This is a genomic window from Streptomyces sp. NPDC127177 (genome assembly GCF_042672475.1).
In the GTDB taxonomy this organism is placed as follows: Bacteria; Actinomycetota; Actinomycetes; order Streptomycetales; family Streptomycetaceae; genus Streptomyces.
The window spans coordinates 130,321-144,500 of sequence record NZ_JBHXUW010000010.1; the positions used below are offsets into that span (position 1 = coordinate 130,321).

The window sequence follows — 14,180 nt, forward strand, 5'->3', positions numbered from 1 at the left end:
TCTCGCGGGAGGCCGTGCACGAAATGACGTGGTTGCGGTCCAGGGTTCGATGGTGACACCCGGGGCCGCACAGGAGAAGCCGCCGGGTGCCTGTGGGACCCGGCGGCTTTGAGGCAGTCGTCGGATCAGCCCGCTACTCGTACCGCGAGCGCGTCGCCGATCTCGTCGGTGCTGCGGGCACTCCCATCGCGCTCCGCGAGGTCGGCGGAGACCGCGTCCTCGATGCGCGCGGCCTCGGCCTCGTGGCCGAGGTGACGCAGGAGAAGGGCGACGGAGAGGATCGTGGCGGTCGGGTCGGCCTTGCCCTGGCCCGCGATGTCGGGGGCGGAGCCGTGGACCGGTTCGAACATCGACGGGAAGGCTCCCGTCGGGTTGATGTTGCCCGAGGCGGCCAGGCCGATACCGCCGGAGACGGCCGCGGCGAGGTCGGTCAGGATGTCACCGAAGAGGTTGTCGGTGACGATGACGTCGAAGCGCTCCGGCTGGGTGACGAAGAAGATCGTCGCGGCGTCGACGTGCAGGTAGTCGGTGGTGACCTGGGGGTACTCGGCCGCGACCTTGTCGAAGGTGTTCTTCCACAGGTGGCCCGCGTACACGAGGACGTTGTTCTTGTGGACCAGCGTCAGCTTCTTGCGCGGGCGGGCGGCGGCGCGCTCGAAGGCGTCACGGACGACCCGCTCGACACCGAAGGCGGTGTTGAGGCTGACCTCGGTGGCGACCTCGTGCTCGGTACCGGTGCGCAGCGAGCCGCCGTTGCCGGTGTACGGACCCTCGGTGCCCTCGCGGACGACGACGAAGTCGATGTCCGGGCGGCCGGCCAGCGGGGTCTCGGTGTTCGGGAAGAGCTTCGACGGCCGCAGGTTGATGAAGTGGTCGAAGGCGAAGCGCAGCTTCAGCAGCAGCCCCCGCTCCAGGACGCCCGACGGCACGGACGGGTCACCGATCGCGCCGAGCAGGATGGCGTCGTGGCCCTTGAGGGCCTCCAGCTCCGCGTCCGGGAGGGTCTCACCCGTGCGGTGCCAGCGCTGGGCGCCAAGGTCGTACTCCTTGGTCTCCAGCTTCACATCCTGCGGGAGAACAGCGTTGAGGACCTTGAGGCCCTGGGCCACGACCTCCTGGCCGATACCGTCACCGGGGATCACTGCGAGATTGATGCTGCGAGACATGTCCGGCACCTTACTGCTCGTCCCACCCCATGACACGTCACGTCCAGCATGCGGACACATGGGAAGTTGTACGTGTACCGTTCACCCATCCGACAGGGTGCCGTCAGGCAACGGGTGGAGGTTGTCGCCCATGGACATCCCCCGTTTCGGAATCCCCGAGAAGCTCGCCGGCCGCATGAGCATGGCCGAGCAGCACGAATACCTGCGGACCAGGCTGACCCGTCGCGGCGTACTGCGCACGAGCGTGGCGACCGCCGCCGTCGCCGGTGCCGGCCTCGGCACCTCCCTGACCGCCTCGCCCGCGTACGCCGCGCCCGCGGTGCTCACCTCGCGCAGCACCACCCGGGTGGACGGTTCGCTGGTGGCCCCGTTCGGCCGGCACCTGGCCTACGGAGCCGACCCGAAGACGCAGATGGCGGTCGCCTGGCAGGTCCCGTTCGCGGTGCGCCGTCCGTACATCCGGATCGGCCTCAAGCCGTGGGCGCTGAGCCGGAAGATCGACGCCGAGGTCCGCCACCTCACGACGCCGAAGCTGAACGACGGGAAGATCGCGGCCGCCGAGCAGTTCTACGTGCACGCGGGCCTGGAGCGGCTGAAGCCCGGCACGACGTACTACTACGGTGTCGGCCACGACGGCTTCGACCCGGCCGACACCCGCAACCTGGGCACGCTCGGCACCTTCACCACCGCGCCCTCGCGCGCCGGCAACTTCACCTTCACCGCCTTCGGCGACCAGGGCGTCAGCTACGACGCGCTCGGCAACGACCAGCTGATCCTGGGCCAGAACCCCGCCTTCCACCTGCACGCGGGCGACATCTGCTACGCCGACCCGTCGGGCGCCGGCCAGACGGACGACGTCTATGACGCCCGCACCTGGGACCAGTTCCTGGCCCAGACGGAGACCGTCGCCAAGACCGTGCCGTGGATGGTGACGACCGGCAACCACGACATGGAGGCCTGGTACTCGCCCGACGGGTACGGCGGCCAGAACGCCCGCTGGACCCTGCCGGACAACGGCCCGGACCCGGTCAACCAGCCCGGCGCGTACTCCTTCGTGCACGGCAACGTGGGTGTGATCGCGCTGGACGCCAACGACGTCAGCTACGAGATCCCCGCCAACTTCGGTATCAGCGGCGGCAAGCAGACCCGCTGGCTGGACCGGCGCCTCGGTGAGCTGCGGGCGCGCCACGACATCGACTTCCTGGTGGTCTTCTTCCACCACTGCGCGTTCTCCACGACCAATGCCCACGCATCGGACGGCGGCGTGCGGGAAGCCTGGGTGCCGCTCTTCGAGAAGCACCAGGTGGACCTGGTCATCAACGGACACAACCACGTCTACGAGCGCACCGACGCGATCCTGAAGAACACCGTCAAGCGCACGGTGCCGATCGGCGAGCGCACCGACCCGAGGCGGGACGGCATCGTGTACGTGACCGCGGGCGGCGCGGGCAAGGCGCTGTACGACTTCCCGGCGCCCGACAGCTACGAGGGGCACGTCAAGGACCAGGAGAGCGTGGACACGTACCACGTGGTCAAGGGCGGCGGTAAGGCCACCGAGACCGTCGAGTGGTCACGCGTGCGCTACACCGGCTTCTCGTTCCTCGCGGTGGAGGTGGAGGCCGGGCGGCAGGCCCGGATGAAGGTCACCGCGCTCGCCGAGTCCGGCGAGCGCATCGACCACTTCGAGATCAGCCGCGGCTGATCCCCGTCTCATGGCCCGGTCAGTGGCCGGTGGAACCGCCGTTGTCCCTGCGGTCGAGCGCGCGCTGCAGGGCGGCGGCGGCGTTCTGCCGCTCCGACTCGGTCGGGCGGTGGCTGTGACGGACGCGGCGGGCAGTGGTCTCGGCCATGGTGGATCGACTCCTTGAGATCGCGAGGATTTCGAGATCGAACATCGTGAAGGTGATTTCGAGATCAGGGATTTCGAGGCGCCGGAAGGGGCGGGGAGCGGACGCCGCAGGGGTTGCCTGCTTCGGGGCGCGCACTCACGACCGCCAGTCGCTGGTTCAGCGAGACGTTCGGCTTCTACAAAGCTAGGGCAGCCACGCCGTTCTGTCTCCACAATTACTCGGACTTCCTACTATCTGAGACGGAGGTTTGCCCGCGGTACGTCCGTACCCACTCTCAGCTCCCGGATGAGGGCCCGCACGGCGAGCGATCGTGCCAGCTCAGGGGTGGTGACATAGCCCACCGACCGGGTCGGCCGGTCCGGTCCGAGATCGGCGATCACCACCGTGTCCGGTGCTCCCTCGAGGGACAACTCCGGCATGACCGCCATCCCGAGGCCGCGGGCCACCATCGAGAGCACCGCCCCGTCGTCCTCGGCCTCCACCGTCGCCCGCGGAAGCCAGTCCTGCGCGGCCCACCAGTCCCGGGTGTACGAGGAGCAGCTCTCCGCCCAGTCCACCAGTGCCAGCGTCCGCGGTGCCGGATGGCCCGCGGGGTGCGCCAGCGCGTACCGCTCCTCCAGCAGCACTCCCCCGACCAGCTCCTTCGGGACGGGCGAACTCGTCCCGATCGTCGCGATACCCAGATCGGCCCGCCCGTCCAGGACCTCGCCCGCCGTGCCGCGCCCCAGCTCCCGCACCACGCGCACCACCGGCTCGATCCCCGGATGGCGGGCACGCAGCCGCTCCAGAGCGGGCGGCAGCAGATGCAGCGCGGCGCTCCGGAAGGCCGCGATCCGCAGCGGGCCGGCCAACACGCCGCTCTCCGCGGGCCCGGCCGCCGCGGCCCGCGCCTCCTCGCCCATCAGCTCCAGCAGCCGCAGGACGCGACGGGCGTGCGCGACGGCGCTCGCGCCCGCCGGGGTGGGCTCGGCGCCCCGGCGGCCGCGGTCGAAGAGCACCGCTCCGATCCTGCCCTCGGCGGTACGGATCGCGTGGGAGACGGCCGACTGCGTCATACCGAGCGCCGCTGCCGCGCCGGAGAAGCTGCCGGCGCCCTCGACCGCGACGAGGATGCGCAGCTCGTGCGGGGCCAGATCGGTCATGGCGGGAATCCCCCTGCTCGTTCGATCCGCTCGGTCCATGAAAGCCGTTCATGGAAACGGTCTTTCCATCGACGCAACCCACTGCCGGGTCCGGGGATTCCTTCCTACGGTCGCTGCCATGACGACGACTCGCACCGCCCGCACCTTCCACCTGACGGCCCGCCCTTCCGGATTCCCGACCCCCGGCCTCTTCTCCGTGGCCGAGTCCCCGGTACCCGCCCCCGGCCCCGGACAGGCGCTGGTGGAGAACCTCTACCTCTCCGTCGACCCGTACCACCGCGAGGAGATGGACGGCGGCTGGGAGCTGAACGCCCCGCTGGAGGGCCGCGCGCTCGGCCGGGTCGTCGCCTCCCGGGACCCGGGCCTCGCCGAGGGCGACCTGGTGTTCCACCGGTCCGGCTGGCGCACCCACGCCCTGGTCACCGCGGGCGTCCTCGGTACCCGCAGGCTCCCCGCGTACGAAGGGGTGCCGCTGACCGCTCACCTCTCGATCCTCGGCGGCACGGGACTGACCGCCTATGTGGCGCTCACCCGCACCCTGGAGTTCCGGGCGGGCCAGGACCTGTTCGTATCGGCCGCCGCGGGCGGGGTCGGCACCGCCGTGGGCCGGATCGCCAGGCTGCTCGGGGCCGGCCGGATCGTCGGCAGCGCCGGCTCGGCCGCGAAGGCCGCCCGGCTCACGGCGGATCTCGGCTACGACGCGGCCTTCGACTACCACGACGGGCCGGTCCGCGACCTCCTGGCGAAGGCGGCCCCGGACGGGGTCGACGCCGCGGTCGACAACGTCGGCGGGGACCATCTGGAGGCCGCGATCTCGGCGGTACGCGATTTCGGCCGGATCGCCTGGGTCGGTGCGATCGCCCAGTACCACGCGGCGGACCGGCCGCCTGCCGCGCCGCGCAACCTCTACGACGTGGTGGGCAAGAGCCTGCGGCTCGAAGGCGTCCTGGTCCGCAACCACCGGGACGCACAGGGCGAGTTGGAGGACCTGCTCGTCCCGCACCTGCGGAGCGGCCGGATCACCCCCGACGTCACGGTCGTCGACGGCTTCGAGCGGACCGTGGACGGCTTCCTGGGCATGCTGCGCGGGGAGAACACCGGAAAGATGCTGATCCGGACCGGAGCGTAGGACCAGCTGCGCGGGCGCTCACCGCGGCCGCGGTCCGAAGTCCCGTACCCACCGACCCTGGGCTACCGCCCCCTGTACCCATCGGTCTGGACGGCAAGGGACGCGGGAGCCCTGTAGCGCGATCCGAGCCCACGCGGCGTCCGAATCCAGGCGGTCCGACCCGCGATCCAGGCCCGTCCGCCCCGCGATCCAGGCCCGCCCGGCGATTGAGGACAAGGCGTCCACCCGGACGCCCCCGGGCCTCGGACGCACCCCCACCCCCGTACCCGCCCATGGAAACCGCCCCCCGGCCGGCAGGGGAACCGGTCGGGAGGCGGAGTTCGTGGCGGGGCGCCGGACGGGCGGCGCCCCGGAGAGCGGTCAGCCCTGGTGGGGGTAGACGTACTCGGTCGGCGGGACCAGCGTCTCCTTGATGGCCCGGGTCAGGGTCCACCGCTGGAGGTTCTGCGGGGCGCCCGCCTTGTCGTTCGTACCCGAGGCACGGCCACCGCCGAACGGCTGCTGGCCGACGACGGCACCGGTCGACTTGTCGTTGATGTAGAAGTTGCCCGCGGCGTACCGCAGCTTCTCCATCGTGTGCGCGGCCGCCGCACGGTCGCCCGCGATGACGGAACCGGTCAGCGCGTAGTCGGAGACCGACTCCATCTGCTCCAGCATCGCGTCGTACTTCTCGTCCTCGTAGACGTGGATCGCGAGGATCGGGCCGAAGTACTCGGTCGTGAAGACCTCGTTCTCGGGGTCGCTGCACTCGATGACGGTCGGGCGGACGAAGTAGCCCACCGAGTCGTCGTACGTTCCGCCCGCGACGATCGTGCACGCCGGGTCGGCCGCGGCGCGGTCGATCGCGGCCTTGTTCTTCGCGAAGGCACGGTCGTCGATGACGGCGCCCATGAAGTGCGACAGGTCGGTGACGTCACCCATGGTGATCGAGTCGACCTCGGCCGCGAACTTCTCCTTGAAACCGGAGTTCCAGATGGAGGCCGGGACGTAGGCGCGGGAGGACGCCGAACACTTCTGGCCCTGGAACTCGAAGGAGCCGCGCGTCAGCGCGGTCTTCAGGATCGCGTGGTCGGCCGAGGGGTGGGCGACGACGAAGTCCTTGCCACCGGTCTCGCCGACGAGCCGCGGGTAGGTGCGGTAGTTGGCGATGTTGTTGCCGACCGTCTTCCACAGGTGCTGGAAGGTGGGGGTCGAGCCGGTGAAGTGGATACCGGCCAGGTCGCGGTGGTTCAGTGCGACCTCGGAGACGGCGATGCCGTCACCCGTCACCAGGTTGATGACGCCCTTGGGGAGACCCGCCTCCTCCAGGAGCTGCATCAGCAGCACGGCGGCGTGGGTCTGCGTCGGGGACGGCTTCCACACCACGACGTTGCCCATGAGGGCGGGGGCGGTGGGCAGGTTGCCCGCGATGGCCGTGAAGTTGAACGGCGTGATCGCGTAGACGAAGCCCTCCAGCGGGCGGTGGTCCATGCGGTTCCACACGCCCGGGGAGTTGGCCGGGGGCTGCTCGGCCAGGATCTGGCGCGCGTAGTGCACGTTGAAGCGCCAGAAGTCGACGAGCTCGCAGGGGGTGTCGATCTCGGCCTGCTGGGCGGTCTTGCCCTGGCCGAGCATCGTGGAGGCGGCGAGCGTCTCGCGCCAGGGGCCGGAGAGCAGTTCCGCGGCGCGCAGGATGATGGCCGCGCGGTCGTCGAAGGCCATCGCACGCCAGGCCGGGGCTGCGGCGAGGGCGGCGTCGACCGCGTCCTGGGCGTCCTGCGCGGTCGCACCGGCGAACGTGCCGATGACGGCCTTGTGGTTGTGCGGCTGTACGACGTCGAAGCGCTCGCCGCCACCCATCCGCTTCTCGCCGCCGATGGTCATCGGCAGGTCGATCGGGTTCTGGCTGAGCTCCTTGAGCTTCGCCTCCAGGCGGGCGCGCTCGGGGGAGCCCGGGGCGTAGGAGTGGACCGGCTCGTTGACCGGCGCGGGGACCTGGGTGACAGCGTCCATGGTGTCCGTTGCTCCTTCAGTAGAGGGGTGGAGGGGCTCAGCCCTTGGTGAGGATGGAGCGGCCGAAGAACAGCAGGTTGGCCGGCTTCTCGGCGAGACGGCGCATGAAGTAGCCGTACCAGTCGGTGCCGTATGCGGTGTAGACGCGCATCCGGTGGCCCTCGGCCGCGAGGCGGACGTGCTCGTCGCTGCGGATGCCGTACAGCATCTGGAACTCGTACTCGTCCAGCTTGCGCCCGGCCTTGCGGGCCAGCTCCTGCCCGATGGCGATCAGACGCGGGTCGTGCGACCCGATCATCGGATAGCCCTCGCCGTCCATCAGCGTCCGCAGGATGCGGACGTACGCCTTGTCGGTCTCGGCCTTGTCCTGGTGGGCGACCGAGGCGGGTTCCTTGTAGGCGCCCTTCACGAGGCGGACTCGGCTGCCCGCGGCGGCGAGGCGGCGCGCGTCCTCCTCCGTGCGGAAGAGATAGGCCTGGATGACGCATCCGGTCTGCGGGTGGTCCTTCCGCAGTTCCTCGTGGATGGCGAACATCGAGTCGAGGGTGGTGTGGTCCTCGGCGTCCAGCGTGACCGTGGTGCCGATCTCGGCGGCGGCCTCGACGACCGGGCGGACGTTGGCGAGGGCCAGCTCGTGTCCGCCCTCCAGCGCCTGGCCGAACATCGAGAGCTTGACGGACATCTCGGCCTTCGTGCCCAGACCGAGATCCTTCAGCCGGCCGATGAGCTCCAGGTAGGCGTCGCGTGCGGCGGCGGCCTGCTCGGGCGTGGTGATGTCCTCACCGACCACGTCCATGGTGACTTCGAGGCCCTTGCCGGTGGCGTCCTCGATGATCGGGACGACCTGCTCGACCGTCTCGCCGGCGATGAACCGGCTGACGACCTGCTTGGTGCCCGGGGCTGCCGAGATGAAACGACGCATCCTGTCGCTGCGAGACGCGGCGAGAATCACGGGACCCAGCACGGGGCACCTCCACGGAAAGTACGAACGAAGGCCGTACCGCACCCATGAAACAGAGGAACAGAGGCGGTACAGCACGGAGAACCACCGTGAAATCTAAGGATCCCTCCGATCCTGTGCCATCGACAGCTGTCACGCATCCGTGCCCTGGATCTCAGACATATGTCTGAAGGGGTGCGAGAATGACCGGGTGAAGGGCGATTACCAGGAGCTGGTCGACGAGATCTCCGGGCTGCTCGGTGCTCCGGCGACGCTGGAGAACCGGGACTTCGGCCTGGTCGCCTTCGGCGCCCACGACAGCGACGACACGGCGATGGACCCGGTCCGCACCCGTTCGATCCTGACCCGCCGCTCGACCCCGGCGGTCCGCGCCTGGTTCGAGAACTTCGGCATCACCCGCGCCACCGGCCCGATCCGCATCCCGGCCGCCCCGGAGGCCGGCGTCAACCGGGACCGGATATGTCTGCCGGTACGCCATCGGGGTGTGGTGCTCGGTTACGTATGGCTGCTGGACGCCGACCCCCGGCCGACCGACGGACAGCTGGACGCGGCGATGGAGGTGGCGGCCCGGATCGGGGCGCTGCTCTCCGACGAGGCGCGGGCGGGCACGGACCTGTCCCGCGAGTTCGGCGCGGTCCTCACGGCCGCGGGCGGCTGGCAGCGCGACATGGCGGTGGCCGCTCTCAGCGAGGCGCTCGGCCCGGACGCGGAGGGGCTGCACACGGTGGTGTGCGTGACCCCGTGGCCGGACGATCCGCCTTCCGTCCGCACGGTGCCATCGGCGGCGGCCCTGTCCGGCGCCCCCTCCACGGACCCGACGGGCCCGCCCGCCCTGGCGGCTCTGGTCCGGCTCCGGTCGCCCGACGTGCTGGACCCGGCGCTCACCGCCGCCGGCCTGCTGCGCGCATCGGCGGGGCCGGCCGCGACCGCCGGGATCGCGGTCCCGCGCCGGGGCCTGGCGGAGCTGGCCGACGCCTGGCACGAGGCCTGTGCCGCGAACCGGGCGGCCGCGGCGGAGTCCCGGTTCGGCCCGGTCGCCCAGTGGTCGGCCATCGGCCCGTACCGTCTGCTGACCTCGCTCGTCCCGCACTCGCTGCCCGACCACACGGTCCGCCCGCTGCTCACCCCGCCGCACCGGGATCTGGCCCGCACCGCCGAGGTCTTCCTCGACTGCGCGGGCCAGGCCTCGCGGACCGCCGCCGAGCTGGGCATCCACCGCCAGACGCTCTACTACCGCCTCTCCCGGGTCCAGCAGCTCACCGGCCTGGACCTCAACGACGGCGAGGACCGGCTGCTGCTGCACATGGCGCTGAAGGCGTCCCGGCTGTGAGCGCCGCCCGTGACTACGCCGCGCGCTCGTCCGTGCCGGGCACCTTGGCGGTGGACAGGGCGATGCGGTTCCAGGTGTTGATGGTGAATATCAGGGCGAGCAGTCCGGCCAGTTCGGCCTCGTCGAACACGGCTGCCGCCCGCGCGTAGACGTCGTCGGGGACCCCGCCGTGCGAGACCAGGGTGACGGCCTCGGTGAGGGCCAGCGCGGCCTGTTCCCCGGCGCCGAAGAAATGGGTGGCCTCCCGCCAGACCGCCACCATGTGCAGCCGCTCCTCGCTCTCCCCCGCCCTGCGGGCATCGGTGGTGTGCATGTGGAGGCAGTACGCGCAGCCGTTGAGCTGCGAGGAGCGGATCTGCACCAGCTCCACAAGCGCCGGATCCAGGCCCTGCCGGGCGGCGGCGTCGAAACCGATGAGGGCCTTGAACACCTTCGGGGCGGCCTTGGCGAAGTTGATCCGAGGAGTCTCGACGGCACTGACCGCTGCTTCGTGGTTCGTCATGTCCCCTACGCTAGGAGCCCGAAAGACCTCGGACGGGGTGCATTCTCATGCCGGATTCATGGGTCAATTCCGCGACGACGAGCGGAAGCGATCTGCTCCTCGACCTGGCGGGCCCGGGCAGCCGCCGGGCCGTCCTCATCCGCGCACTGCGCGACGCCGTACGGGACGGGCGGCTGACCCCCGGCACCCGGCTGCCGCCCTACCGCTCCCTCGCCGCCGACCTCGGACTGGCGCGCAACACCGTCGCCGACGCCTACGCCGAACTGGTCGCGGAGGGGTGGCTGACCGCCCGTCAGGGATCCGGTACCCGGGTCGCCCCGCGCAGCGCGCCCCCTCCCCCGGCCCGCGTACCGAAGAAGACGCCGGCGGATCCGGCCGGACCCGCCCACGACCTGCGCCAGGGCAAGCCGGACGCCGGTTCGTTCCCCCGGGCCGCCTGGCTCGCCGCCTCCCGGCGCGCCCTGAACGCCGCGCCGAACGACGCCTTCGGTCCGGGCGGCCCGCAGGGCCGGATCGAACTGCGCCGCGCGCTGGCGGACTATCTGGGGCGTTCACGCGGCGTACGGACCACGCCCGAACGCATCGTGGTGTGCTCCGGCTTCGCCCACGCGCTGCGGCTGCTGTTCGCGGGCGGCGTGCTGCGCGGCCCGCTGGCCGTGGAGTCGTACGGACTCGGCTTCCACCGGTCGATCCTGGACTCCGCCTCGGTGCGCACGGTCCCGCTGACGCTCGACGAGGACGGTGCGCGCGTCGACGAGCTGGCCGGACTGCCGGGCGTACGGGGCGTACTGCTCACCCCGGCCCACCAGTTCCCGACCGGCGGTCCGCTGCATCCGCGGCGGCGCGCGTCCGTCGTCGACTGGGCGCGCCGGCGGGGCGGGCTGGTCCTGGAGGACGACTACGACGGGGAGTTCCGGTACGACCGTGACCCGGTGGGTGCCGTGCAGGGGCTCGATCCCGACCGGGTCCTGTACCTCGGTTCGGCGAGCAAGAGCCTCTCGCCCGCCGTCCGGCTGGGCTGGATGGTGCTGCCGGAGCGGCTGGTCGAGCCGGTTCTGGCGGCCAAGGGTGAGCGGGAGGCCTGGGCGGGCGTGCCCGATCAGCTGACCCTCGCCGATCTCATCGACTCCGGCGGGTACGACCGCCATGTCCGCCGGATGCGTCGGCGCTACCGCGAACGGCGCGACCGGCTCGTCACCGCGCTCGCCCTTCACGCCCCGCACATCACGCCCACCGGCATCGCAGCCGGACTGCACGCGGTCCTGCGGCTGCCGCCCGGCACCGAGCACTCCGCGGTCAAGGCCGCCGCCTGGCAGGGGGTCGGCCTGGACGGTCTCGCCGGTTTCCGCCATCCGGCCGCGACGATGCCCGCCCCGGACGGGCTGGTGGTGGGCTACGCCTCCCCGCCGGAGCACGCATTCGGAGCGGCGCTCGACGCGCTCTGCCGTGCCCTGCCCCCGCCCGTCTGACTTAACCGGCCGGAGGCACCCGGCCCTCCAGCACCACCTTCAGCCCGTCCGTCAGATCCTGCGCCGACGGCGCCGAATCGCTGTCCATCATCCACTGGACCATGACACCGGCGAGCAGGGCCTGACAGAACAGCCCGGCCACCCGCGCCCGCTCGGGCTCGGTCTCCGGGTCGATGCCCAGCATGTTCTCGGCGAGCCCGTTCCGGCCCTCGCGCTGCGGCCCCGACAGGGCCTTCTGCAGCTCGGGATCGGTGTCGATCCTGGAGATGACCTCCATCTGGAGCTGCCAGACCGACCGGGTCTGCTCGTAGCTGCCGATCACCCGTTCCCAGGTCGCGCGGAACTGGTCGATCGGCGCCGGAGGGGTCTCCTCGACGGCCGGGCCCTCGTCGGTCTCCTCGGTCATCACATCGCCCCACTCCTCCGTCACCTTGATGAAGGCGAGGTTGAGCAGGGCCTCCTTGGAGCCGTAGTGGTAGCCGATGGAGGCGAGATTCGTATCGGAGGCGGCCACGATGTCGCGTGCCGTCGTACGGGCGTACCCCTTCTCCAGCAGGCAGCGCTTGGCGCCTTCGAGCAGATCCTCACGATGTCCCATGACAGCAGCGTACCCGGCATGCAGACGTCCGTGTAAGACGCACGTCTAGATGCCGGGTACGGGGCTGTCGGACAGGTCAGTCGGTCAGGTTCACCGAACGGGCCGAGGCCGCACCGATCTCGGCCGAGATCTCGGTCAGCACGGACGCCGGGACGTCGTCGTCGACGGTGAGGACGACCAGCGCCTCGCCGCCCACGTCTGCCCGCGAGACCTGCATGCCCGCGATGTTCAGACCGGCCTCGCCGAGGATCTTGCCGACCGCGCCGACGACTCCGGGGCGGTCCTGGTAGCGCAGGACGACCATGTGGTCGGCGAGCGCGAGGTCCACGTCGTAGTCACCGATCGCGACGATCTTCTGGAGGTGCTTGGGACCGGCCAGGGTGCCGGAGACCGCGATCTCCTCACCGTTGGCGAGCGTGCCGCGCACGGTGACCACGTTGCGGTGGTCGGGCGACTCGGAGCTGGTGGTGAGGCGGACCTCGACACCGCGCTCCTGCGCGAACAGCGGGGCGTTCACGTACGACACGGTCTCGTCGACCACGTCCTCGAAGACGCCCTTGAGCGCGGAGAGTTCGAGCACCTTGACATCGTGCTGGGTGATCTCGCCGTACACCTCGACGTCGAGGCGGGCCGCGACCTCACCGGCGAGCGCGGTGAAGATCCGGCCGAGCTTCTCGGCGAGCGGCAGTCCGGGACGGACGTCCTCGGCGATGACGCCGCCCTGGACGTTGACCGCGTCCGGGACGAGCTCGCCGGCCAGCGCCAGGCGCACGGACTTGGCGACCGCGATGCCCGCCTTCTCCTGGGCCTCGTCGGTCGAGGCACCGAGGTGCGGGGTGCAGACGACCTGGTCGAACTGGAACAGCGGGGAGTCCGTGCAGGGCTCCTTGGTGTACACGTCGAGTCCGGCGCCGGCGACGCGGCCCTCCTTGAGGGCGGAGGCGAGCGCCTCCTCGTCGACGATGCCGCCGCGCGCGGCGTTGACGATCCGCACCGAGGGCTTCACCTTGTGCAGCGCCTCGTCGCCGATCAGGCCGAGCGTCTCCGGGGTCTTGGGGAGGTGCACGGTGATGAAGTCGGAGACCTCGAGCAGCTCGTCCAGCGAGAGGAGCTTGACGCCCATCTGCGCGGCACGCGCGGGCTGCACATAGGGGTCGAACGCGACGATCTTCATACCGAAGGCCGACATGCGCTGCGCGACCAGGACGCCGATGCGGCCGAGGCCGACGACGCCGAGGGTCTTCTCGCTCAGCTCGACACCGGTGTACTTGGAGCGCTTCCACTCGCCGTTCTTGAGCGCGGTGTTGGCCTGGGGGATGTTGCGCGCGGTGGCGACCAGCAGACCGCAGGCCAGCTCGGCGGCCGTGACGATGTTGGAGGTCGGTGCGTTCACGACCATCACGCCGGCCTTGGTGGCCGAGGAGACGTCGACGTTGTCCAGACCGACGCCCGCGCGGGCGACGACCTTCAGCTTCTTCGCGGCGGCGATGGCCTCGGCGTCGACCTTGGTGGCGGAGCGCACCAGGATGGCGTCGACATCGGCGATCGCGGGGAGGAGCTCGGCGCGGTCCGCGCCGTTGCAGTGCCGGATCTCGAAGTCCGGGCCCAGGGCGTCCACCGTGGCGGGCGACAGCTCTTCAGCGATGAGTACGACAGGTTTCGAGCTCACGTGAGTCCTCACAGATCCAGTGCGGACGGCCGTCCCGACGGCCGCAGGCGGTGGAGGGGCTTGCCGCGTGGAAGACGCACGACACTGTGGGCCTGACGCGTGTATGTGTGGAGAAGTGTAGTCATGCGCGACGACGCACACTGCGCCCCGTTGGAAGGATCACCCGCATGAGGCCCGACGACTTGTACACACGTACGACGCCGCCTCTTCCAGCGGTGAAGCAGGGCTGATGCCCGGAGGGGGCGGACCGCGGTCCGCCCCCTCCGGGCACCGTTGTTACGCGTCGTCGTCGTTGACCCAGCTCATGAGCTTGCGCAGCTCACGGCCGGTGGTCTCCAGCAGGTGGTCGCTGTCGGCCTTCTTGTACTCGTT

General features: G+C 70.8%; 12 protein-coding genes. 4 read left to right on the forward strand and 8 right to left on the reverse strand.

Annotated elements, in window-relative coordinates; genetic code table 11:
• Nucleotides 1-125 precede the first annotated feature (125 nt).
• Entirely contained in the window at nt 126-1,166 is a 1,041-nt protein-coding gene (locus ACFVJX_RS09555; RefSeq protein WP_384133141.1) for a 3-isopropylmalate dehydrogenase, read from the reverse strand.
• A 130-nt stretch (nt 1,167-1,296) separates the two neighbouring features.
• Between ACFVJX_RS09555 and ACFVJX_RS09560 the strand changes: the two genes are divergently transcribed.
• Complete coding sequence (locus ACFVJX_RS09560; RefSeq protein ID WP_384133144.1) at nt 1,297-2,868, forward strand: purple acid phosphatase family protein; 1,572 nt, start codon at nt 1,297-1,299, stop codon at nt 2,866-2,868.
• A 19-nt stretch (nt 2,869-2,887) separates the two neighbouring features.
• Here ACFVJX_RS09560 and ACFVJX_RS09565 read toward each other — a convergent pair whose 3' ends face one another.
• Both ACFVJX_RS09565 and ACFVJX_RS09570 read right to left on the reverse strand, forming a co-directional pair.
• On the reverse strand, nt 2,888-3,016 hold the full coding sequence (locus tag ACFVJX_RS09565) for a hypothetical protein (RefSeq protein WP_384133147.1): 129 nt from the start codon (nt 3,014-3,016) through the stop codon (nt 2,888-2,890).
• 230 nt (nt 3,017-3,246) lie between these two features.
• Nucleotides 3,247-4,158, reverse strand: coding sequence for a LysR family transcriptional regulator (locus tag ACFVJX_RS09570; RefSeq protein ID WP_384133150.1), 912 nt, complete (start codon nt 4,156-4,158; stop codon nt 3,247-3,249).
• Nucleotides 4,159-4,276: 118 nt separating this feature from the next.
• Between ACFVJX_RS09570 and ACFVJX_RS09575 the strand changes: the two genes are divergently transcribed.
• Nucleotides 4,277-5,287, forward strand: a complete 1,011-nt coding sequence (locus tag ACFVJX_RS09575; protein WP_384133153.1) for an NADP-dependent oxidoreductase — start codon at nt 4,277-4,279, stop codon at nt 5,285-5,287.
• 360 nt (nt 5,288-5,647) lie between these two features.
• Here ACFVJX_RS09575 and pruA read toward each other — a convergent pair whose 3' ends face one another.
• Both pruA and ACFVJX_RS09585 read right to left on the reverse strand, forming a co-directional pair.
• Nucleotides 5,648-7,279, reverse strand: a complete 1,632-nt coding sequence (gene pruA / locus ACFVJX_RS09580; protein WP_384133156.1) for an L-glutamate gamma-semialdehyde dehydrogenase — start codon at nt 7,277-7,279, stop codon at nt 5,648-5,650.
• 37 nt (nt 7,280-7,316) lie between these two features.
• The gene (locus ACFVJX_RS09585) at nt 7,317-8,243 is read right to left on the reverse strand and encodes a proline dehydrogenase family protein (RefSeq protein ID WP_384133159.1); all 927 of its coding nucleotides are present in this window, start codon (nt 8,241-8,243) and stop codon (nt 7,317-7,319) included.
• 187 nt (nt 8,244-8,430) lie between these two features.
• Here ACFVJX_RS09585 and ACFVJX_RS09590 point away from each other — a divergent pair, with 187 nt between their 5' ends.
• Nucleotides 8,431-9,570 (forward strand): PucR family transcriptional regulator, encoded by a 1,140-nt coding sequence (locus ACFVJX_RS09590; RefSeq protein ID WP_384133162.1) that lies wholly within the window; start codon nt 8,431-8,433, stop codon nt 9,568-9,570.
• 13 nt (nt 9,571-9,583) lie between these two features.
• Here the strand turns inward: ACFVJX_RS09590 and ACFVJX_RS09595 are convergent, their stop codons facing one another.
• Nucleotides 9,584-10,072, reverse strand: a complete 489-nt coding sequence (locus tag ACFVJX_RS09595; RefSeq protein ID WP_384133164.1) for a carboxymuconolactone decarboxylase family protein — start codon at nt 10,070-10,072, stop codon at nt 9,584-9,586.
• Between the two features lie 47 nt (nt 10,073-10,119).
• Here ACFVJX_RS09595 and ACFVJX_RS09600 point away from each other — a divergent pair, with 47 nt between their 5' ends.
• Nucleotides 10,120-11,541 (forward strand): PLP-dependent aminotransferase family protein, encoded by a 1,422-nt coding sequence (locus ACFVJX_RS09600; RefSeq protein ID WP_384133167.1) that lies wholly within the window; start codon nt 10,120-10,122, stop codon nt 11,539-11,541.
• A gap of 1 nt (nt 11,542) precedes the next feature.
• Here ACFVJX_RS09600 and ACFVJX_RS09605 read toward each other — a convergent pair whose 3' ends face one another.
• Together ACFVJX_RS09605 and serA are read right to left on the reverse strand one after the other, a co-directional pair.
• Nucleotides 11,543-12,139: a TetR/AcrR family transcriptional regulator gene (locus tag ACFVJX_RS09605; protein ID WP_384133170.1), complete on the reverse strand. Its 597-nt coding sequence runs from the start codon at nt 12,137-12,139 to the stop codon at nt 11,543-11,545.
• A gap of 76 nt (nt 12,140-12,215) precedes the next feature.
• Nucleotides 12,216-13,808, reverse strand: coding sequence for a phosphoglycerate dehydrogenase (gene serA, locus ACFVJX_RS09610; RefSeq protein ID WP_384133173.1), 1,593 nt, complete (start codon nt 13,806-13,808; stop codon nt 12,216-12,218).
• Between the last annotated feature and the right edge of the window lie 372 nt (nt 13,809-14,180).